The 23443-nt window shown below is 33.0% G+C and carries 12 protein-coding genes and 6 pseudogenes; 8 read left to right on the plus strand and 10 right to left on the minus strand.

The features are described from left to right. The 7 genes from O1Q06_RS01885 to O1Q06_RS01915 form a co-directional block, all read right to left on the minus strand. The gene (locus O1Q06_RS01885; protein ID WP_410542862.1) at nucleotides 1-1776 is read right to left on the minus strand and encodes an ABC transporter ATP-binding protein; all 1776 of its coding nucleotides are present in this window, start codon (nucleotides 1774-1776) and stop codon (nucleotides 1-3) included. After that, nucleotides 1777-2766: a phytanoyl-CoA dioxygenase family protein gene (locus O1Q06_RS01890; RefSeq protein WP_410543132.1), complete on the minus strand. Its 990-nt coding sequence runs from the start codon at nucleotides 2764-2766 to the stop codon at nucleotides 1777-1779. Nucleotides 2767-2770: 4 nt separating this feature from the next. Further along, nucleotides 2771-4447 carry a WG repeat-containing protein gene (locus O1Q06_RS01895; RefSeq protein WP_026097218.1) on the minus strand — a complete coding sequence of 559 codons (1677 nt, stop codon included), beginning with the start codon at nucleotides 4445-4447 and terminating at the stop codon, nucleotides 2771-2773. Beyond that, nucleotides 4408-6735 carry a glycosyltransferase gene (locus O1Q06_RS01900; protein ID WP_410542863.1) on the minus strand — a complete coding sequence of 776 codons (2328 nt, stop codon included), beginning with the start codon at nucleotides 6733-6735 and terminating at the stop codon, nucleotides 4408-4410. The genes O1Q06_RS01895 and O1Q06_RS01900 overlap by 40 nt, the downstream gene beginning before the upstream one ends. Then, a complete protein-coding gene (locus tag O1Q06_RS01905; protein WP_410542864.1) occupies nucleotides 6692-7645 on the minus strand; it encodes an NAD-dependent epimerase/dehydratase family protein in 954 nt (317 codons plus the stop codon). Before O1Q06_RS01905 ends, O1Q06_RS01900 begins: the two co-directional genes overlap by 44 nt. 124 nt (nucleotides 7646-7769) lie before the next feature. Beyond that, nucleotides 7770-8519: an NTP transferase domain-containing protein gene (locus O1Q06_RS01910; protein ID WP_410542865.1), complete on the minus strand. Its 750-nt coding sequence runs from the start codon at nucleotides 8517-8519 to the stop codon at nucleotides 7770-7772. A gap of 121 nt (nucleotides 8520-8640) precedes the next feature. Further along, nucleotides 8641-16065 (minus strand): ankyrin repeat domain-containing protein, encoded by a 7425-nt coding sequence (locus O1Q06_RS01915; protein ID WP_410542866.1) that lies wholly within the window; start codon nucleotides 16063-16065, stop codon nucleotides 8641-8643. Between the two features lie 55 nt (nucleotides 16066-16120). On the opposite strand from O1Q06_RS01915, the gene O1Q06_RS01920 reads away from it, so the two are divergent. After that, nucleotides 16121-16252: a hypothetical protein gene (locus O1Q06_RS01920; RefSeq protein ID WP_264954044.1), complete on the plus strand. Its 132-nt coding sequence runs from the start codon at nucleotides 16121-16123 to the stop codon at nucleotides 16250-16252. Between the two features lie 185 nt (nucleotides 16253-16437). Here O1Q06_RS01920 and O1Q06_RS01925 read toward each other — a convergent pair whose 3' ends face one another. Next, nucleotides 16438-17517, minus strand: a complete 1080-nt coding sequence (locus O1Q06_RS01925) for an ankyrin repeat domain-containing protein (protein ID WP_410542867.1) — start codon at nucleotides 17515-17517, stop codon at nucleotides 16438-16440. 95 nt (nucleotides 17518-17612) lie between these two features. Then, the gene (locus O1Q06_RS01930) at nucleotides 17613-17870 is read right to left on the minus strand and encodes a hypothetical protein (RefSeq protein ID WP_410542868.1); all 258 of its coding nucleotides are present in this window, start codon (nucleotides 17868-17870) and stop codon (nucleotides 17613-17615) included. Nucleotides 17871-17958: 88 nt separating this feature from the next. On the opposite strand from O1Q06_RS01930, the pseudogene O1Q06_RS01935 reads away from it, so the two are divergent. The 6 genes and pseudogenes from O1Q06_RS01935 to O1Q06_RS01960 form a co-directional block, all read left to right on the plus strand. Beyond that, a pseudogene (locus O1Q06_RS01935) lies at nucleotides 17959-18603 on the plus strand (IS630 family transposase); the annotation flags it as partial. Nucleotides 18604-18614: 11 nt separating this feature from the next. Next, a pseudogene (locus O1Q06_RS01940) lies at nucleotides 18615-18824 on the plus strand (transposase); the annotation flags it as partial. Between the two features lie 6 nt (nucleotides 18825-18830). Then, a pseudogene (locus O1Q06_RS01945) lies at nucleotides 18831-19175 on the plus strand (integrase core domain-containing protein); the annotation flags it as partial. 20 nt (nucleotides 19176-19195) lie between these two features. Beyond that, nucleotides 19196-19816 carry a hypothetical protein gene (locus O1Q06_RS01950; protein ID WP_410542869.1) on the plus strand — a complete coding sequence of 207 codons (621 nt, stop codon included), beginning with the start codon at nucleotides 19196-19198 and terminating at the stop codon, nucleotides 19814-19816. A 159-nt stretch (nucleotides 19817-19975) separates the two neighbouring features. Next, complete coding sequence (gene pyrF, locus O1Q06_RS01955; protein ID WP_410542870.1) at nucleotides 19976-20656, plus strand: orotidine-5'-phosphate decarboxylase; 681 nt, start codon at nucleotides 19976-19978, stop codon at nucleotides 20654-20656. An 822-nt stretch (nucleotides 20657-21478) separates the two neighbouring features. Continuing rightward, nucleotides 21479-21589 (plus strand): annotated as a pseudogene (locus O1Q06_RS01960) (phage major capsid protein); the annotation flags it as partial. A 14-nt stretch (nucleotides 21590-21603) separates the two neighbouring features. Here O1Q06_RS01960 and O1Q06_RS01965 read toward each other — a convergent pair. After that, nucleotides 21604-22605 (minus strand): annotated as a pseudogene (locus tag O1Q06_RS01965) (IS630-like element ISWpi10 family transposase). An 81-nt stretch (nucleotides 22606-22686) separates the two neighbouring features. On the opposite strand from O1Q06_RS01965, the pseudogene O1Q06_RS01970 reads away from it, so the two are divergent. Beyond that, nucleotides 22687-23232 (plus strand): annotated as a pseudogene (locus O1Q06_RS01970) (hypothetical protein); the annotation flags it as partial. Nucleotides 23233-23443 lie beyond the last annotated feature (211 nt).

The raw sequence follows: 23443 nt of genomic DNA on the forward strand, positions 1-23443 counted from the left end.
TTATTTCTTGCCATTCAAACAACCAATTTGAGCATTCCAAAGTTCCTTGTAAAGACCTTGCTTAGAAACTAATTCAGCGTGTTTACCATCTTGGACAATTTTTCCTTTGTTAAATACTAGAATTCGGTCCATGTGTAAAAGTGTAGAAATACGGTGTGCTATAGTAATCGTAGTTTTATTTTTCATCAATTTGAATAAATTCATTTTAATTGTTTTTTCTGTTATAGAATCTAACTGACTAGTTGGTTCATCGAGAAATAATATTGGAGCGTTTTTTAAAAATGCCCTTGCTATTATTATTCTTTGTCTTTCTCCTCCAGATAGCTTGATGCCTTTTTCTCCAACTGTAGTTCCATATTGATCTGGTAGAGTCATAATGAAATCGTGAATACCAGCCAGCTTTGCAGCTCTCATTATTTCTTCGATAGTAGATTGAAGTTTACCATATATGATGTTTGCTAAAATAGTATCATGAAATAACAATGGGTCTTGAGGTATTACAGATATTTGTTGCCTCAAAGAACTCTGTGTAACTTCTGATACTATTTGATTATCAATCTGTATATTACCTTTTTTAACATCAAATAGCCTTAGAATTAAGTTTATAAAAGTAGATTTACCACCTCCAGAATAACCAACTAGACCTACCTTTTCGCAAGGATTAATGGTAACTGAGAAATCTTGAAATAATGGCTCCTGACCTTCATAAGAAAAAGAAACATTGTTAAACGTTATTCTTCCACTTAATAAATTTAATTCTTTAGCATTTTCCTTATCTTGAATTTCTGGTACGGTAGTCAAGATTGGCAATGCATCTGAAACTTTGCCGAAATGAGTAGAAAATTGGGTAAGATTCCTAGTTAGATGGTTAAGAAACTCTATAATCGATATATTAATTCCAAGTACAAGAACAATATCTCCTATTGCGATTTTGTTCAATTGATAATCATGAATTAAAAAATACAAGTTTACTGCTTGGAGTATATCAAATGAATAGCCGTATATAAACCAAAGCCAAAAGTATGCCCATTGTAATTTTCTCTCTGCAACAGTTCTTTTCTTGCATATTTGAAAAAATTTGTGTCTCTCATGTGCTTGCTGAGAAAATAACCTTACTGATATAACATTTAAAATACTATCTGCTATACTAGCTATTACCTGTGAATTTTGTTTAGAGTAATTATCAGCTAATTCAGTAAGCACACGAAAGCTGAAAATCGAGAATAAAATAAAAATGCTTACCCAAGTGAATGTAGCGATTGCAAACTTTATGTTTACTAATGATAAGGTATAAATAGCTAAGACTAATGCTATACTGTAACCGAAAAAACAATCTATAAGCAATCTTATTAACTCTATCACACTATCCATTAAGCTACTGATCTTATGTACTAAGCTTCCAGATAAATTGTTCTGATAATAGGAATGGTCTTGTTGGAGTAGCCTACAAAAAGATATATCAGCTATCTTTTGACGCATTAAGGTAAACATTTGAATGTCAACAAAATAGCCATAGAATCTAAAAGCAGTAGTGATAAGTAATGCCATACCAAGATAAGCGCTTACAGGTAATAAAAGATTTTCAATTACATTACCTTCCTGATATTTTACAGCTGTATCTAGAATATTTTTTACTAAATACTTTCTAAAAGACAAATCAACAGCTACCACCAGGGCAACTAAAGACATTATAAGTACATTAAGTTTAAATTTAGATGCTATATTCAAGATGAACATCAATACACATTTGAAGCTATCAACTCTACTTCTGTTCATTTATAATGCTAGCTCCACTACGTTGACTTTTTTATTGAGAAATACAAGTAGTGAAAACCATAAATTTTTGTATATTTTTCCTGAGATGTCTCCAGCATCATGTAGTGCTGATGCTCGATTCAGAATAAGTAGCTTATATAAATCTCGCTTAGCCTCAGTAGTGTCGATCTCAGAAATATTTGTAGTTGTGTCTGTAATAAAGGCTAACCAGCTCTTGATAAGTTCTTCCATGTTTTGTACTTTTATACTTTCCTGGTAGCAAAATAATGACAAGCATTCTCTCAGTATAGATTCTGTTAACCCACCACAATTGAGTATACCAAAAACTGAAGGCTGAGGTTTTGGCACATAGGGAAGATCTTGATCTTTTACAATCCACCTTGTTACATAAGCAAATCTATCTTTAGCATCTGTATTCTTATCACTACCATGCCATAACCGTGAATCAAAAACTATCGCATCTCCTGCTGAAATAGGTAGTGACTTAATTTTGTAATTTTCCCGATTACTTGAGTACTGATCAAAAAAATATGGGTACCAAAAATCAACTAAAGGCTGTATTTCCCATTTATGACTGTTTTCTATAATTTGCAGTGCACCTGAAGTTTCACTTACATTATTCAAAGCTAACCAAACAGAAAAGTGGTAAGGATCATTGAAACTATAGGAGATGTCTTGATGGAAGGGAACTGCATCTATTAAATCAGCAGTTTTACATATAACATTTGATTTTTTCTGCAGTATCTGACACTGAAGTGACTTTTCAAGGTAATTTTTAATAATTTCATCTAATGCTTGAGAGATAATTCTAGTTACTTGAGATGACGTGCCCCATCTGCCGGTACAGTTTAAGTAGTCAGAAGTTGAAACACTTAGTTCTTGGGATAGCTTTGATATCTTATTTGTTATATTACTTAAAGACTGAGTTATTAGCTCTAAAGGAACCAGATTTTTGATAATAAAAAAACCATTTTTTTGTAATGTTTCCATATGATTAACACCTGACATCAATAACTGATAAGTAATCTGTTAAAGGTATAACAGCAAAAATTTTGAATCCTTTTACTTGTTTGAGTATTTTTTCCCAATTGCTTAATGTTCTTAGTTTACCTCCTGTTTCAACCATTACATTAATATCTACAGAGCCTCCATCTGGAGAGCGGTAATCTAAAATAGTTTCTATCAATAAAATACGAGATATTCCTTTGACCAATTTTAAATAAGATAATACTTTATCATCATCATAATGCTGTAGAAAGCGGCAAAAGACACCTAATTCATAATTTGTAGCTGATAGTTCTTCCTGAGTTATAAGTTTGACTTTTAAATTTTCTACTAACTGTCTTGGCACTTTATGTTCGTTATATAGGCCTATGGAACCTTTATTGTGTATATCAGAATAAGCAAGAAATAAAGAGTGTACACCAAATAGCAATATATTCTTAGCACCATCTATATTAATCCTAGAATTAAACTCTTTAGTATCAAACCTAGAATATCCTAGCAATGCTTGGTAAAACGCTATTTTCTTATCTTCTGATGATTCTCTTTCCTTAAAAGATTCAAATGAAGAGATTGACTTCTGTTTTAGTATATCGGCAATATTTAACCAATTCTTTTCAGCGGCAACTCTTGCCCACATTGTTGCTGCTTTTGGCAAAAATGGTATTTCCTTAAAACACTTACCTTTTGATGATAGTTTCCATAAGTCCTCGTCCTTATCATAATCAATAAACCCTATTTCCCACAACGCCCTTAACAGCCTTTCTAGATTTGGTACGATAATGTTTAACTTTTTAGATAAAAACGGCACAGTTGCAGGTAAAATATTTAACAAATCAAGTTCAATAGCAACGCTTGTTAGGTAAGTTTTCCAAAAGGCTGAAAGTTCTGCAGAAATCCTATGCACTTGAGATTCTTTACCTAAATCAAAAATACTAAACTTTACATTTCCGGTAATATCGATTTGTCCTAACACACCTTCAAAAGTTTCAACTTTTGCCATCCCATTATAGAATGCTTCTACCATTTTAAATCTCTGCTGGTAAACAGGATCACCATTAATATCTATATGAAACCAACCATGTTGATCTTCTGCAATAGAATAACCTTTATGAAAAACATTAAGTTTTTTATACCATTTATTATGTACTAACTTTCCATGATGATTAATATGTGTAGCTTTACCATCCTTATAGACTACAGCGATACCATCCTTAAAATCTCCAACATAATCATATTCCTCCTGATAAATCCTGTTGCCATTTAAATTAATATGAAAACATTTATCATGTCTTCTAACTACACAAGCATCTTCCTGATAATTTCCAATCCATTGATAAGACTGTTTGTATACTCTACATCCAAATGAATCAATATGGTAACACCCTGTATCATCTTCTACGGCTGCTCTATTAAAGTAGAATCCAAAAGTTTTTAGAAATCTATTATGATAAACTGCTTCTCCTCTTACATTGATATGATAAGCACCTGTCTGATCATAAACCGGTGCAAGACCGGGCTCATGAAATTTACCAACCTTTATAAACCTATTTTCATACAAAGGATTTCCTAGTAATTCGTGAAAGCTCTCACACGGTGAAATTTTAATAGATCTAAGATTATCTTTGATTAATTGATCAAAGGTTTTCTCATGTTGCATGTTTTGCATAATTTGTAATTTAAATAATTCTTTTGTAAGCTTAGGTACTCACTACTCTGCCATATTTCCTCGAGTTTAACCTCATTAACATTACCAAAATTTCCTAATGTCTTACGGAATTCATCTGGAGCACAGCAAGGACTAAACTTTCCTTCATTGTTTATCCATGCTTCTTTACCTAAAAATGGGCATTGACCACCTGGAGCCAAATCCTTAATACCTTCTTGAGAAAGAATTGTAAAATTTTCTAATTTTATCTTTTTACCATTTGGTAATAGCATATTATCTCTAAGCTCATATAACCTTCTCACCTCTGTATTCCATCTACTAATTGCTAACTCATCTCTTCTCATAGATAGATCCTTAATTTCATCAAAATGTGCCCAAAGATGATGTCCTTTAACTCTATCTATGCCATTTTTTATGGCCATCTTAACTATGTCATAGAGTTCATGTAAATTACTTTCCAAAAATGTTAATTGTAAAGTAACGGTACACCTTTCACCTGTATCGCTAAAGTATTTATCTCTAACTTCAAGGAAAGTTTTTAAATTTTCTGTCACTACTTCCCATTTTGAACCTTTCATGATTCTTTCATGAGTTTCTTTAGTTGCCCCATTCCAGGAAATCTTAACATCAGATAAAATTGGTACCAATAGTTCAGCCCATTTTCTAGCTCCTTTAATGGGAAAAGAACCATTGGTTGTGAGGTTAAGCTTAAGGCCGAACTCATGGCACAAATTGATTATTTCATCAAAGCTTTTATACATTAAAGGCTCACCCATAGTAGAAGGAATGATTTCCCTTAAAGGTGTGCCAGCTGCTTCCTTAATTACTTTTCTGATAGTTTCTATCGACAGTATCTTAGGTTTTATTCCTTTAGCTTTCTTCTCTTCTTTAACTTTGCTGTATGGTGAAAAACATTCGCACATTATACAAGCAAAATTGCAGTAATCTGGATTAGTATCAAAAGTAATTCTCCAAGGACCAGGTTTCAAAGCTACTGATTTGCCTTTCTTTTCAATAGCATTACGGTAAATCTTGTTAAGTTTCTCAGTATGCTCACCTATAGAAGGTATATTTCCATTTTCAGTATAAGGATAGCCTTTTTGGGTAAGTTTATTATATAACTCCTGATCTGTAGATAGGACTTGCATTTTTTCTGACAAACTACTTGCATCTCTGTGCTTAAATAATAGTCCATCTCTTACATATTCTGCCATGCCACCATAATCGGCTGTTATAACTGGTATTCTAAGTTGCTGTGCTTCATGTATTACTAACGGTGAATTTTCACCCCAAATTGAAGGAACGACTATTGCATCGACTTTATTAAATACGTCAGTAACTATATTCTTATTATCATAACTTCCCATCCATTCTATTCTTTCTTTAACAACAGGTGAAAACTGATCGGCAATCGCTTTTAAAGCTTTAGTTTCTTCTCTTGCTGCTCCCCAAATTCTAAGTTTTGCTTTAGATGATAAGTGAGAAAAAGCTTTCAATAATAGATCAACACCTTTTTCGGGAGTATGAGTACCAATATAACCGAAAATAAACTCTTTTTCTTGTACTCTATTTCTCTTCTTAAGACGATTGAGATCAAAACCATAATCAAGATAAGAAATTTTGTTTATCGGAACATTAAAATCCTGAGTAAATTTGTCCATCAAGAATTTCGATGGGGAAATAAAGTAATCTATATAGTCTATTATTTTCCTTGTGTGCTTCATTCTAGTTGCAACCCATTGTTCCCAATAATTTATGTCTGAATTCAGGAATTCTTCATCTCCTGTAAAATATCCCTTGTAACATTGGGTTGCACATTTTTGATCATTTTGTCCATCACAAAGCTGTAATAAATCTTCAGAATTACGTTGAATAAACCTTCCTCTTGGACACATTAACCAAAAGTCATGTAGCGTAAAAATTGTAGGTATATTTTCTTTAAAAGCAATTTCTGGTAAAGTAATTGATAGATGATTAAGATGACCAAAATGTATAAGATCTGGCTGAAAGTTATCTATTATTCTTTTAAATTTTACATTTACTTCTTCATTGATAAATTTATAACGATATTTAGCTGTAGGTATATTAATTAAATGCAGTAAAATCCGGGAATCACTACGATCTAGGACTGTAGTGTAATAAAAATTAGGTAAAAAGCTATTTTCATACCTAGTAAATACTTGTACCTCATTGTTATTTGCTAGTTCATGAGCAAGAGTTTGGCTATAAACCTCTGAACCAGCACTATAATAAGGAGGGTAACCATGAATAACTTTTAATATTTTCATATATTACCATATCTATATTGTTAGGATATTCTTGTGTATTGTTTTGTAGACTTTTTATAAATTTACTTAATCCTACTTCTAATGAATGTTTTGGAGACCAACCAAGTAGCTCTTTAGCTCTAGTAAAATCACCATGGAACTTAGTTACATCAAAATTTCTTGGAGGATAAAAATCAATTCTAGAATCACTTTTCGTGACTTTTAATATTGTTTTTGCTAAGTTTTCTAAAGTACATGGGCTATTAGTAGTAAGATGAATAGCAGGAAGGGAAGATTTTTCGCTTTGTAAATATTTAACAGTTAAGCATATACCCTCTATAACATCATCCAAATAGGTAAAATCAAAAACACATTCTTTACCTTCTATTTTAATTGGATCACCTCTTAATGCATTAATACAGAGTGCAGGAATCACTCTACTGTTATGATCTAGTAAACCACCGTATACATTTGAAAAGCGTAATATTGCTACATTAAAATCTTTTGAACTTGTTATTTGTTCCTCAATAAATGCTTTACCTTTGGCATAATTATTTATTGGATCGATACTAGCAGATTCTGTAACCGGCAGTTTCTTCTGCTCTCCATAGACTTCCCTACTACTTGCATATATAAACCACGGTTTATTTGAAAGTGACTTACATAACCCTAAAAACTGCATTGTACCATCAACATTAATTTTTTTACACAGTTCAGGATAAAGTTCACCATGTATAACTCGAGAAATTGCAGCCAGATGAATAATTCCTGTACACTTAGCAAGTAGTGGTACTATATCTTCTGAAAAAAAACTGAGTGGATTGTTGTGAAACCTAATATCACAGCTTATTACTTCATGGCCCTGGTTTTCTAACTTTTTCACCAAGGTTGACCCTATCAAACCTGCAGCACCTGTTATTAATATCCCCATGTATACCCTCTCACTACAACTAGGAAAATTTGTCGTACCAATTATCTTACAAGTAAGAATCAAAAGGTATTATAAAACCAGTATAAAACAAATGTCAACTTAAATTAATGAATAAAAAATGTAATTATGAAAGAAAAGTTGGCTGCCTTCTTTCTTGAAAATAGTGTTCGGCTTTAATCAAATCCTCCTTATTATTTACTCCCATTGCTTCTCTTTCATCAGAAACTACATAACCTACACTCAAGTTATTGTTTGCTGCAATGGGCACTATATCATTAAGACAATATTCATTGGTCGAATTATTAAATTTTATTTCTTTTACTAAGGTAAAGAGATCTTTAGGATATGAAGCTATTATTCCAGAGTTTGCAAGAAGCATTTTATCTCCATTTTTTAGGATTTTTTGAACATTGCCGTAATTATCAATTACTAATCTTCCATATTGTTCATCTTGACTATTGAATCCAAGAAGAACTAAATTATTATACTTTAAACAATCAGTCATTTTCATAACTGTATCGCTAGATATAAAAGGGGTGTCTCCATACTGTATTAAAACTATGTCTTGATCAGATAACTCCTCCAGATTTTCTAGAGCAATTTTAACTGCAGTGCCAGTGCCTGTAATATCTTCTTGAATTATTAGTTTTATATTGTATTGATCGATTATACTTTTGAGAGTATCAAAGTTTTCTAAATCTTTTAGAAGGGAGTTGTTAACAACAATTGATAAGCTTTTTAGACTCAGCGATTTTGCATTAGAAATTATATGTTCTAAAAGAGTAAGATTTCCCACTTGGTGCAACGCTTTTGAATATTCAGAATTCATTCTACTGCTCTTTCCTGCTGCTAATATTATCAAAATTTTACTCATACATAACTCAGGAATTGATTAGGTAGTGAGTTAATTTACAATTAGTAAGATGTAAAGTCCACTGTAATTTTTATATATTTTCTAGATCTTGGCACCCTCATTAGAGTTTCATTTAAGAGAGCTATAACTTTAAACTCTTTACTCGATTTTCTACGCTGACATCTTGTAAACTCTGATCTGGACTTTTTAATATTTCTAATAATCTACTTGCAAGGTTTGAGTGTTTATTGATTACTGCAACCTGGACTAATGACTTGCCTTGATCATCACGAGCATTTGTTACAGCTACGCGCTCATCGGGTTTTATTGCTTTCAGCTTACTGATAATTTCAACATTACCATTTTTTGCATTCTCAAACAGCTCTTCTACTAATTTCAATAGGTTAGTAATATTTTGGTCTCGAGAAAGATCAAGTGGTGCTTTACCTTCTTTATTCTTGATGTTATAAATTGCACCATGTCTTAATAAAGATTTTACAACTTCCAAGGAGCCACCTTTAGCTGCAACATGAAGTGATGTAGTACCACTAGAAGTAGTTTTAGCATTAACAAAGTCATTTAATTTATCACGACTGATATGTTGTAACAGAACCTCAACAATTTCTTTGTAACATTTGGAAGTAGCAGTGTGTAATGGTGTATTACCTTTATTAGTAACTTGACTAACATTAGCTCCATTTGTTAGTAAGATGTTTACTATATCTATGTGTCCATTGCTAACAGCGTAATGCAACGGTGTTCTTCCATCAATATCTTTATCGTTGGCATCAGCTCCATCTTTTAACAGACGCTGAACAGTTCGTATATCACCTTTACTAGCAGCAATGTTGATATCTTTCTGCAGATGCTGGAGAACCTCTGATGCTTCGCTACCCTCAAGCTTAAATCTAAAATTAATCATCTCTATCTTTTTTAAAATATCTAAAACACTCGGATGACTTGGTCCAAAAACAGCTTTTCTTTGATCTAAACTTTCTCTGTAGACTTTAAGTGCGCTGATCCATTTCCCTTGAGCAAAAAGTACATTTGCTATGTTGTATTGAGTATTCAAGGTTTCTGGGTGATTTTGTTGTAAAGCTTTTTTCTGGATATTTAAAACCTCTTGAAAAGCTTTCAAGGCTTCATGATGTTTATTTTGATTGAAGAGTACCCCAGCAATGTTATGTAACGTTCTCAAGGTATCAGCATGATTAATACCTAAAATTATTTTCTTCTTTTCAAAAACCTCTTTATAGATTTTTAAGGACTCTTCGTATTTACCTTGGTTAGCTAGTACCATTGCTATATTATTTTTGGCACTCACAGTGGCTAGATCATGTGTACCTAGTGTTTCTTTCCTCTTTTCAAAAACTGCCCTATTGATATTTAACGCTTCTTCATATTTTCCCTGTTTATCTAATACTAATGCCATGTGAAACTGAGTATTTAAGGTATCTGAATGATTTGACCCTAGTATTTCCTTTTGTCTCTGATAGACTTCTTGATAAATATTAAAAGCTTCTTCATCTTTCCCCTTTCTATGCAGCACTAAAGCGATTGTACTTCTTGTACTTAAAGTATCCTTATCGTTTAAACCCAGCATTTCTTTTTGTTTCTGAAAAATCTCTTCAAGCATATTTAAAGCTTCTTGGTAAATTCCTTGCTTATATAGCACTTTGGCTATATATGTCTGAATATCTAAAGTACCAGGATTGTCTGGTCCTAGTATTTCTTTTCTTCTTTCAAATGCGCCTCTGAAAATACTTAAGGCTTTTTGGTAATTGCCTTGATTCAAGAGCACTAAAGCCGTATCAATCTGAGCGGATACGTCACTTTGCGATATCTGCTTCAACTGCTCGACTTTTGAAAAGTTACTATGTACTGCAGCAACTACTAACGTTTTGTTCTCTCTATTACGAGCACTCATCACTGCTTTTACTGTATCAATATCCTTTATCTTATTTAGGTCATTAATAACTTGAGCATTACCATCTTTAACCTTTTTAAATGATTCACTGACTAGTTTAAATAAGCTAGTTATACTTTTATCCACAGTAAAACCTGATGGTGTTTTCCCACTGTCAGAGACAGCATTGTATACTGCACCATTAGACAATAGGGCCTTTACAACTTTTAAGTGAGAGAACTTAGCAGCATAATGCAGAGGAGTAAACCCCTTGTTACCAACCACATTAGGATTAGCTTTATTTTGTAATAGAATATTGACAACTCCATCATAGCCCTTCCATGCAGCATAATATAATGGTGTTACACTATCAGCATTTTTGGCATTAACAAACGCTCCTGCTTGAATGTGATTCTCAACCTCTGAAGAGCTATTACGTTTTACAGCCTCAAATAATTTCTCAGTTGATGCTAATAGATTGATAACGTCTTTATCGTTAGTCATTTCTAATGGTCTTCTACAAAGCTTGTCAACAGCGTTATAAACTGCACCATTTTTTAATAAAACTTCAATAACGTCTTTATAATCAAAATTAGCAGCAATATGCATAGGGGTTAAGCCATTAGTATCTTTAGTATTAACGTCAGCACCTTGTGCTATCAAATACTTTACAACTTCTAACCGACCTTTCATTGCAGCATAGTGTAGTAATGTCTGGTTAGCTGCACCAAGCTCATTAATACTCAACCCCTTGCTAAGGAAAAACTCTACCGTATTTTTATAACCTTCTCTAGCTGCAATGTGTATAGGCTTTGATCCAGAGGCATTTTTAGCATTAATATTAGACCCTTCATCTACTAGACATTTTACCATTTCCAAGTTACTTTCCTGTGAAGCAATGTGCAGTATAGTCCAATCATCATTGCCTTTAGCATTCATATCTACTTTTTTATACTGCAGTAACGTTTTAACCACTTGCAAATGACCATGTGACACTGCTAATTCTAAAGATGTTCTACTCTTATTGTCTTTAACATTAATTTTTGCTCCATTACTTAATAGGACTTCAACAACATTATCATGGCCGTGTCCTGCAGCTATATGTAGCGGAGCACCTTCAACATTTACAATGTTAACATTAGCCCTATTTGCTATCAAAGTTTCAGCAATTTCCCCATGACCTCCTTGTGCTGCAAGATATAACGGTGTTGTACCATTAATAGTCATAGCATCAACATTAGCTCCTTTTGTTATCAGAGCATTTACTATCTCCTTATCACCTCTTTTAGCAGCCAAATGCAATAGTGTAGTATTTTCAGGACCTTTTGTGTTAACATAAGCTTTATTTCTTAGCAAAATCTCTACAATATCTCTGTAGCCAGCAAGAACTGCGAGTAATAAAGGTTCACCACCTTCTACATTAACACTAGCTCCATTTGCTATAAGAACTTCGACGATTTCCTTATGATTATATTTAGTAGCAGAAAGCAATGGTGTTAGGTTATTGCTCTTAACATTAACATTGGCTCCATTTGCTACCAGAATCTCAACGATTTCCTTATGACCTGCTTCCACAGCTACATGTAATGGTGTACTGCCTGCAATACCTTCCGCGTTAACTTTAGCTTTATTTTTTATTAAAAGATTAACAACGTCTTTATGGTCTTCTACAACAGCTGCATGTAACGGTGTAAGACCATAATTAGCTTTAGCATTTACTTCAGCTTTATTTTTTATTAGGAAAACAACAGCATCTCCACGGCCATTTAGAGCAGCTGAATGTAATGGTGTCATACCATCATTAGTTCTAGCATCGACTTCAGCTTTATTTTTTATCAAGAGATCAATAACATCTTTGCTACCGTTCATAGCAGCTGCATGTAATGGTGTACTACCCTTAATGTCTTGAGCTCTAACTTCAGCTTTATTTCTTATTAGGAGTTCAATAATATCTTTGTGACCTTTCAGAGCAGCTACATGTAATGGTGTTAGATTATTATTGGCTTTATCATTGATTTCTACTCCATTTTTTATTAAAAGCTCAGCAACTGCCTTATGACCACTCTCTGCTGCATAGTGTAATGGCGTAGCATTATTTTTATCTTTAGCGCGAATGTTAACCCCATGCTCAAGAAGAGCAACAACTATCTTCAAGTGGCCACTCTGCACTGCAAAATGTAGTGGGGTTATACCTTCCACAGTGGCAATACTAGCATTTGCCTTATTTGTCAGTAAAGCCTTAACAATTTTCTCATGTCCATCTTTTGCTGCGTAGTGCAAAGGTGTGTTATTATAGGTTTTGTCAACAACATTAACATTAGCTCCATGCTTCAATAAAATATTAGCTATCTTTTCATGACCGTTTTCTATTGCATAGTGTAATGGTGTACAACCATTTATGACACTAGCATTAACATTTGCCCCTTCCAGAATTAAAGCGTTTACTATTTCCAGACGGCCATTAAACGCTGCTGCATGTAATGGTGTCCAATCTCTGTCATTTCTAGCATTAACGTCTGCCTTATTTTGAAGTAAGAAATTAACTAACTCCAGGTGACCACTTTCTGCAGCTTCATGCAATGGAGTAAAGCCACCCATGGCCTCATTAATATCAACATTCGTATCTTTTTCTAGTAGAACCTTAGCAACATTAACATGATTATTTCTTATTGCATAATATAAAGGTGAAAGACCACTCATATCTTGAGTAACAGTACTGGCTTTATTTTTTAATAAAACCTCAACAGTATCCTTGTGACCATTTTGGGCTGCAATGTGTAGTGGTGTTTTGCCATGATTATCTGCATCATCAACATATAAACCAGCTTCCCCTACAAAAAACTTCACAATATTTTTTCTTCCATGTGCAGCAGCGATCTGTAGTGGGCTTTGACCATTAATATCTTTAACATTAACGTCTAAATTTTGATTAAGAACAAATTTTACAATTTTAAGACTAGGTCCCTTAGCAGCAAAATGTAATGTAGTCCATAAGTTAATACTTCTAGCATTGATGTCTGCTCCTTTTTTGAGATAACTCTTTAAGTCTTCGAGATTCCCTTCTTCCAATGCGACAAACATTCTTTCCTGATTAGTAATAGTAATAAGACCTTGATCGTATTTATCCTTCAATTTGGAAGGATCGTCTCTCACTAACTTGCCAACTTTTTTCTTACTTTTCATTATGTTTTCTGAAGTAAGTTTTTTAGCGTTTAAGATAACTGCTATTGAGGGATCAGATAACAATACATCAACCAAGGCATTATCGTGTGCTAAGTGATTACGCAAACATTTTCCAGTTAGTAAAGGAGTATTCTCATCTAAGAAAAGTAAATTGTTTTCTAGATAATTCTTTGAGGTGCCTAAGATTGACATTATATCCAGAACAAGCATTTCTACTACTGCTTGCAATTTCTTATTCCTCTTATAGGAAGGGAGTTTTTCAATTAATTTACCACTCAATGCGTTATTCCTTAAAATACTTTTCAGTTCAGATAGCTTCAGTGCAAGTTGGTTATTATATTTTTCTTCTGTTATATTGTAAGTCTTCTTTTGTTTGTATGCAGGAATAAAAGAACCTTTCTCATTCAACTTTTCTCTTAATTCCTCAATCCATTTGATATCACCTGTTCCAAATTCAGCAATATAAAAAATTTCGCAAGTTAATCTATTTACTTCATCAAGGTTGTCTTCTTGTATTCTTGACTTAACACTATGAGAAATCTTCTTCGATAGCTCAGCAATCTCTTTAAGGCTGTGAGATTCTATTCGGGGAACAATATTCTCTAATGTTTTATTAGCACGAAATTTCATTCCCCTAATAACGTTATGGTCAATCTTATTATCACTAAAGCCAATACTTAAACTCTTTAATAATGCAAACCCTGTAATATAATCAGTTCTGATATTTTCTGATTGAGTTCCTGCACAATTGATTATGTTATTAATTTTATTAAACAGCTCTTGCTCGTGACTTGTCTTTTCAGTTACACTATTGCTTAGTTCTGCAATGAGCTTTTTAAGCTTTTCGTGTTCCATTGTTACAAAGTTTCCTGAGGTTATTTCATCTAATTTAGCGTTGCTAAACGCTTCGGTGACTTCTTTTATCTCATCCAAGTTCTCACTATTAATAATTTTTCTTAGAAGTATTCTGACAGTTTTAATTTTGTTGTCATAAAGAATACTAGTAATCACATCACCAACTTTCTTAGTGTCATTTTGAACACCAATAAAAAAATTAACATCTGTATTTTCCTCAATCTCTGTTCTTTTAGAGAGTGAATAAGCATGTGATAGTGAGTTACGTAAATCTATAATGACTTCTCTTGTGTTCTTTGGTAATGATAGTAGAAGAAGCTCGCTTGCAGTGCTAGATAACTTGGGAGATTCTAGAGTGTTTTTTAAATATTCACCAATAACCTGTAAAACCTTTGTAATAATTAACTGTCCTTCCCTTTCTTTAGGATTAGCTGATAATGCCAACTTTATATAATCACTTATTTTCTCTAAAGAATGAATATCCCTAATTTGTTGATAATCGCTATACAACTCTCCAAATTGAGGATAATTGCTAACGATCTCTGCAACAACCCTCTCACGTTTTAACTTCGGGAGATCAGCAAATTTACCAATGTCCACACCTTCCATAATATCTTTTTCTTCTTTAAGTTTCTTTGCAAAATTTTCCAAGTGGTCTAGTATTTTACTTTTATTCAATGTGGCATTATAGAATAGATTCATTTCCTGTCGTTTTATGTGAGAAGAAACAAAACTGATCAAACAAAATTCCATTTCTTCCCAAGGAAGTCTATCGTAGGTTGATTTCAACTGCCGCTTTAATATATGAATATTTTGTGCAATAAATTTTGCTATGAATAAAAACTTTTCATCTACTTTTTCTGTGTTTGAATACTCTGCCTCTAACAGGCTAATATTTTGAAGTACTAACTCAATCCGCTCTCTTATGTTATTAAGATAACTCTTCACATTCTGATCTTGTCCAGAAGCACTAGAGAAAAAACGGAGGTTTATCAACTTATTTTCAACAAAAATTTCTATCTCTTCTGACAAGAATACGTTCTTTAGTTTTAATTCCTCATAAGCTCGTGAAAGAATTTCATCTAATTCCCTGAAATGAACAGCAAAATAATTACCTGGCCATTTATTAATGAGTGTATCAAGAAGTTCAACATTACCTGAACGTATAGCATAATAAAACGCATTATGGCATGTTTCATCCTCATCATCTGGTAATATAGTAGTTTCTCTGATGCCAACAGATAAATTACTGAGAATTTTACTATTATTGCCAAGTAGGTATTCTAAAATCTTTACCTTATTGTGTTTACAAGCTAAGATAACTAAGTTAGTACTCTTAACAGGATTGTTAGCATTATCATAATAGTCTCTCAAAGTTACTTGATCTTCTGCATCAGTTATGTAATCAATAAAATTGCTTAATTTTTTTAAGCTGTCGACATTACCATCTGATATTGCCTCTTCGAGTTCAGTTAAAACCAGGAGATAAAGTTCTTCAGCTTTTGCTTTTCTGCGGTAGAGCTTTTTATATTCTCTAATAAACTCCTCTTTTGATGTGTAAGAACGTGATAAAAACTGTCTATCTTCTTGATAAAAACTGGTTTGTTGTTTAGGTACATGCATAAACCCTCTCTGAGATATATTTACACCAGCATTAGAATAGCAAAGTTTACTTAATATGGCAAAAATTAAAATAGCATCTTTTGTTAATAAAATATTTTTGAGAGAATATCTACTAATCCTGCAATTTCAGGACGAAAAGCCTTCACAACATTTGATTTTGGGTGTGGGAAATGTGTTGGTTGTTTAAATTTTTAGTAACACCTACTAATAATAACCCGTTTGAAAACAACAAAGAGAAATGATGATCAACTTACATAAAAAAGCACTAAGTTTAGTGTTTTGGCATTATAGCAATCTCTTATGTATCACCTCTCTGGAACCATACGACTAATTGTTGTTCATAAAAAACTCTAGTACTGACAAAAAATGTATTTATTCTAATCTTGCACGTTTGGTATCATTACTTATAGAAGTTTCATAAAGTCTTGTACCAGGCTCTACGAGATTATTTAAGGAACTTAAAGATTGAAAAGTACGTTTATTGGAATCATCAAACGCTACTATAAAGTTTAACAAGTTATCATTAGATAGATATTCAGTTATATTATATGTAGAATCATGATCCAGAATAATTTTCTTTTCTTTGGCATCTTGATCTGCCACATCTAATTTAGTATAAAATTGTATCTTACTTAACTTATTTAACAAATCTGCTCTTTCTAAAAAAGGTTTTACCTTATCTAATATGATATCATTATATATAGGATAGCGTATGGAATAATCAATTTTTGCTAGTCTTACAGATAATTGATTATTATATAGTACATGTATGTTAAAATTATTTATAACATATTCATATAGTGGAAGGCTATCTTTTATTTCATCTGTTTTCATTTGAAGAATTTCACAAACACAGTCATCTAGATAACTTGATAATTTACTGTAATTACAGCCTCCTTTATAAGGAGATAAGTCAATAATTTTTCCGTAATCCTTATTGAAGTTCCTTACTAAAGTAAATTTAATCAACAATTTAGCGCATGCTAGATCACTTACAGCGTTATCTAAAGATGTGGAACAATTATCATAAAGCCGTCGTTCACGATTTCTTATATTAATATCAGCTCCATATTCTAATAGTTCTTTAACTACTTCCAGATTTTTACCACTTTTTTTTACAGCATGGTTCAGTGCAGTATTGCCTTTACGGTTTGTTGCATTTACATCAGCACCATGTTTCAGAAGTTCTCTAACTAATTCTAATTCCTTCCCCAGTGTTATAGCAGAATGTAGTGGAGTTTCACTATACATGTTTCTTGAATTGACTTCGGCACCACCTAACAAAAGCTCTTTAGTAATTTCTACACTACTAGTAGTATGAAGTAACGTATCTCTATTCCTTTCTACTCTAAGGTTAGCATTAGCACCTGCAGACAAAAGAGCTTTAACTTTTTCTAAGTTTCGTTCATAGACTGCTTTTTCTAATTCTTTGTTAATATTATTATTTAGCATATTTTTAAAATCCTCCTAAATTTCACTATTTTGTAACAAAATTTTTGTATATTTTCTAGATCTTGGCACCCTCATTAGAGTTTCATTTAAGAGAGCTATAACTTTAAACTCTTTACTCGATTTTCTACGCTGACATCTTGTAAACTCTGATCTGGACTTTTTAATATTTCTAATAATCTACTTGCAAGGTTTGAGTGTTTATTGATTACTGCAACCTGGACTAATGACTTGCCTTGATCATCACGAGCATTTGTTACAGCTACGCGCTCATCGGGTTTTATTGCTCTCAGCTTACTGATAATTTCAACATTACCATTTTTTGCATTCTCAAACAGCTCTTCTACTAATTTCAATAGGTTATACCAATTCCCGCTATACAAGCAACGAATAGAAAATAATGGAAAAAAGCCATACTGAAGTAAGTAAAATAGCGAGGTTTAGATGGCATTAAGATCAAAATTATTGGATGAAAAAGTGGTGAAATCAGCAAAAGAGATGCTGAAGAGAGTAAGAAATAATGCGTATGTTGCAAAAAAACTAAATGCTGTAATTGCAGCAAAAAAGCACAGTATAACAGCTGTAGCAAAAATATGTTGCATTTCGAGAAAGGCAATTACTACATGGATAAAGCACATAAAATTTGGAAGAGAAGAAAAATTATTTGCTCCACCTCAACGCCGTAGAAAAACTATATTGAACCAAAGTCAACTTGAACGAATTGAGTTGTGGATAGAGGAAAACCCCAATATTACTATTAGAGAAATGAGAATAAGAATCCAAGAAAGATTTGGTTTGAATATCAGCAAATCCGCAATACATCGTAATATGCAAAGAATGAAATTCTCATATATCACACCAAGACCAGTTCATAGTGGACAAGATAAAAACAAGCAAGAGGAGTTTAAAAAAAACCTCAATGAAACTATTGTCATGCATTCTGAAAAAGAGCTATTTTTCTTCGATGAATCACGGTTTGGTACACATTCAAAAGTTGGACATGGGTGGTTTAAAAAAGGCAGTAGGACACAGGTTAAGGTAAAATTAGGTAGGGAAAATTTTTATCTCTATAGTGCAGTTAATCCCAGAAATGGAAGGCACCTAAAAATATCGAAATTATATACCTACCACCATACTCACCTGAACTCAATCCTGTTGAGAGGTTTTGGTTATATATAAAACAGAACATTTTACGCAATAAAATCTACGATACAATTGTTCTGCTTGAATGCGCTTTGTGTAAATTTATTACCTCTCTTTCCCCTTCCACGGTTAAACAACTCTGCTATGCTTCTTATTTAGTTCATTAATAATGAGAATTGGTATTAGGAATCAAAAATATTGATCACTCAAGAACTAAAGCCAATTCTCCGCAAACTAATGGCATATGCGAGAGATTCCATAAGACTATGCAAGATGAGTGTTACAATATTATTTTTCGCAAGAAAATCTACAATTCTTTGGAAGATCTGCAGATAGATGTTGATCATTGGTTGCGTTCTTATAATGAGACAAGGCCTCATTCAGGCAAATATTGCTATAGCAAAACGCCTACTCAGACTTTTCTTAATAGCAAACACATTGCTTTTCAGAAAAATATTAGTAGCATGAAACAAGAGAATGATATTAGTTTTAACTACCTCAATTCTTCTGTCAGTTAATTCTTATCTGTCAGATTAAGTTGTGTCTAATACAGTTACAGGAAAAAGAAGCTAATCTAACTGAGAGGAAAAAACTTATAATCGAATTGAAAAGAAAAATAGACAGTGATAAATATGAGGAATTATATAAGGAAGTAGAGAAATTATTCAAAGAAAAAGAGGAGTTATCTAAGGAAATAGACAAATTACGTGAAGAGAAACATATACTATATATGAAAAAAGAAGAATTACATAAAAGAAAAGAAGAACTTTGTGTGAAATTAGATGAATTACAATGTAAATTTAAAGAAATTGATCAGAAAAATAAAAACTTATCTCAAGAGTTAAAAAGGAAATTTGAAGAGCTAGATAAAGCAGACGGTTTAATTAAAAATCAATCTTTTGAGTTAGACAGAATAAGACAAGATTGTAATAACGAAGTGAAAAATTTAAGAAATTCACTTTTAGAGCGAGACAGTCAAATAAAACAACTTCAATATGTGATAGATAAGATAGAAGAATCGATAAGAGAAAATGAAACAATTAAAGATTATAGCAAAAAAAATAATATTAGGGGAGACTCAGAAAATAAAATTTATATTAGGGCAGCTTGTGCAATTCAAGCCAATGAAAGGTTCCAAAACATCGGAGGAAACGTCTGATTCTTTACAGGAAGATCTTGGATATGCCAGTCGTTCACCCACTCCGACCAGATTATCGTGTTCAGTGTCTGTACAAAGCATTGCAAGTGGACCAATCCCTGAATATGGATTGTAAAATGCAACAATTACTCTTATTATAAAAAAAAATTATACAAGATAATGAACCCAATAATATGCGCACTGGATACACAAGATTTGAATGAAGCCATATCTTGGGCTAATGGTCTGCGTGATAAGGTTGGCATGGTAAAACTTGGGTTAGAATTTTTTGCTGCACATGGTCCTTCTGGAGTGAGAGAAGTTGCAAAATGCAATGTACCAATTTTTTTAGATCTAAAATTGTATGATATTCCAAACACTGTAGCTAGAACAGTTGAAGCAATAAAAGCTCTAGATGTTGAAATGCTAACATTGCATATCAGTGGTGGAACAAAAATGCTTAAAGAAGCACTAAGTATAGTGCAAGGAAAGAAAATAAAGCTAATTGGAGTAACAGCACTAACTAGTATGGGCAATGAAGATCTGAGTGAACTCGGAGTAGCAAGGAAAGCAAAATCACAGGTAATTTTGCTAGCAAAGCTTGCAAAAAAGATTGGACTACATGGAGTAGTTTGCTCTGCACTAGAAGCTCAAGAAGTGCGCCAAGAATGTGGTAAAGACTTTAAAATTATTACTCCAGGAATCCGTATGAATCGAGGTCATGATGATCAAAAAAGGACAGCAACACCAAAAGAAGCAATAAATTCAGGAGCTGATTATATCGTAATTGGCAGACCAATTACAAAAAGCGGCAATCCCGCAAGTAGTGCAGAATTAATATTGAAATCCCTTACTGATTGAAGCAGGAGAGCGGCAAGGTAGATAAGGTACCATAGAATAAAAGCAACAAACGGTATGTATCCGTTCAGCAGGGTGGCAAAACAAGGTAGACGAGAAAAGATAACTAAATGGGTGTCATCCTAGTGCTTGACCATTTTTCTTTTTTTCTGGATTCCAGCGTCACGCGCTGGAATGACAGGGCTGTGAGTGTCATCGAAGTAGCCGATACAGGCCTTTTTCTTCTGTCATCCCAGTGCCCTGACACTGGGATCCAGTTAAATTTACAGGTATAAAAGTAATCAACGTTTCTGGTGATGATAGAAAAATGGATCCCAGCACAGGATACCATTTATTGTTTTGGCAAATTTGTACAGCTACATACTTTATTTGCACATTCTTCTGAACAGATACGCAGCGAAAAAAAATGCTTGACACAAAAAAAATGGATGCTGTATAGTACTGACAATTAAGTATAGTATTTAGGGTGGTGTAATACTACACTGCTTTTTTTACTTCAACAAGTAATCAGTATCATTTTTCTCTCGTTACCAAGCACCTTACGGTTATTTGTATCTACCATGAAGCCAATGCTGGAATCCAGAAAAAGATCGGTAAATGGCAGGCGCGAGCATTATACGTATACAGTTGTATGAACGTTGTTTACCATGAGGGCGCCTCCCAGCACTGGGATCCATATTGTAAACAAGCGTTTGAGTTATACTAAGCTGCCATTCACCGGTCTTTTTTCTGAATGCAGTTTGCATAACAACGAAAAGGTACTGGGATTAAAGATTACCTTCAAATTACAATACTATTCTAATTTTATTTTTAAAGGAGGCTATTATGTCACTTACTGATATTGCTCACCGTGTTAATGAACTCGCTTCATCATGGGAGCAATTTAAATTAATAAATGATCGCAAACTAAAAGAAATCGAAAGCAAAGGACCTGATACCAAATTCCATTACTAATCGAACAAATAAGAAACATTACAAACTCGTTTAATAGTAGCACTGGAAATACTGACAATAAAATTACACAGAACATCTTCAAGTAAGCCTATGGTATCGTAGACTCTGTTGCGTAAAGTATTGTGTTTGATATATTGCCACAACCTCTCAACAGGATTCAGTTCTGGTGAATAAGGAGGCAAGTATATAATGGTAATGTTTTTCTGAATTTTCAAACTTTTTGATCTATGCCAGCCTGCACAATCCATTACAAGAAAGGCTTTTTTCGTGCCTAAATCTTTCGACATCTGCTCCAGAAATATATTCATACAATCAGTGTTTACATATGGAGCAAGTAGGCTAATTTTCTTACCACTTCTTGGATTTACCGCACTGTAGATATAGAAATTTTGTCTACCAATTTTCATTTAACCTGCGTTCTGACCCCTTTTTTAAACCATCCGTGTCCGATTTTTGAATGAGTTCCAAATCGTGATTCATCAAAAAAATACCTCCTTTTCAGGGTGGGAATTGACTATTTTATTGAAGTATTTTTTAAACTCTTCTTGCTTGTTTTTATCTTGTTTATGGTGAATTGGCCTCGGTGTTATATAAGAAAACTTCATCCTTTGTATCTCACGATGCACTGTTGATTTGCTAATGTTTAGGCCAAATTCCTCTGAGATTTTTATTTGCACTTCCTTAATAGTAATATTTGGATTTCTTTCTACCCATATTTCAATTTGCTCACGTTGATTTTTGTTTAATTTGCTTTTTCTTCGCCGCTGAGAAGGGGAAAATAATTTTTCTACTCTACCAAATTTTAGATGCTTTATCCATTCAGTCAAAGCAGTCCTTGAAATTTTACATATTCTTGCCACAGCGCTTATACTACTTTCTTTTCCTGCTATCACCGCTTGTAACTTTTTTGAAACATATGCGTTATTTCTGACCTTTTTTAACATTTCTTTCGCCAAATTTACAACTTTTTCGTCTAACAGTTTTGACCTTAATGCCATTTATACCTCTCTATTTTATCTACTCTAGTATCACTTCTTTCCCATTATTGTCTATCTGTTCTTTACATAGTGGGAATTGGTATAACATCATTGGCAGTAACAAGAGAATCTTCTACTATCAACATTTTTAATGGAAACTTAGAACTACGTCTTGCAGATGATATTCAACAAAATCTAGAGGATTATAAGCATCCAAGAAACAAAGGTAAATATCGTATGAAAATACACTGCAATAAAAATGATTTTAATATTAATTTTAGTAAAAGAGATAACGATGATGGTTCCGTATCTCTAATTATTAATATGCTACAAAAAGATAAACGCGAACTTTATCAGGTAGCGCAAATGAAAAAGTTCTTGGGCTTCAAGAAGGGGTCAACATTTGTTGTAATAGATTCTATTGAAAGTTTTAAAGCGCGTGGCGTACCAAGCTCAGAAACTACTAGTCTGGAAGCAAAGAACGCTAACTGTAATAAATCTCTATTAGTTAATGCACATAAAGAAAAAGATGAGCATAATACTGATGCTAGTAATAAGATAATACAACAAGAGGTTAATAATGAGGATAATGAACAAGAGAGGTTTTATGATGCAGAAGAGGAATTAGATGATGATTTTCATGATGCACGAGAGGAGGACTTTTGTAATGTGTTAAAGGCACAACCTCGCTCAATAACTGGAGAACCAGAAGCACAAATACATTATATCTCTAATCCGAGCAAAGTAGGAAACGGTTATTATTAAAACAAACCCTTCATAAAAGAGCATCTTCTTTGTTGCTCTTTTTTTCTTTATAAGTTTTATTCATACGGAAAATTGACAAATTATAATCTGTATC

Origin of the sequence: Wolbachia endosymbiont of Tetranychus urticae, assembly GCF_046529255.1 — a bacterium.
Taxonomy (GTDB): domain Bacteria; phylum Pseudomonadota; class Alphaproteobacteria; order Rickettsiales; family Anaplasmataceae; genus Wolbachia.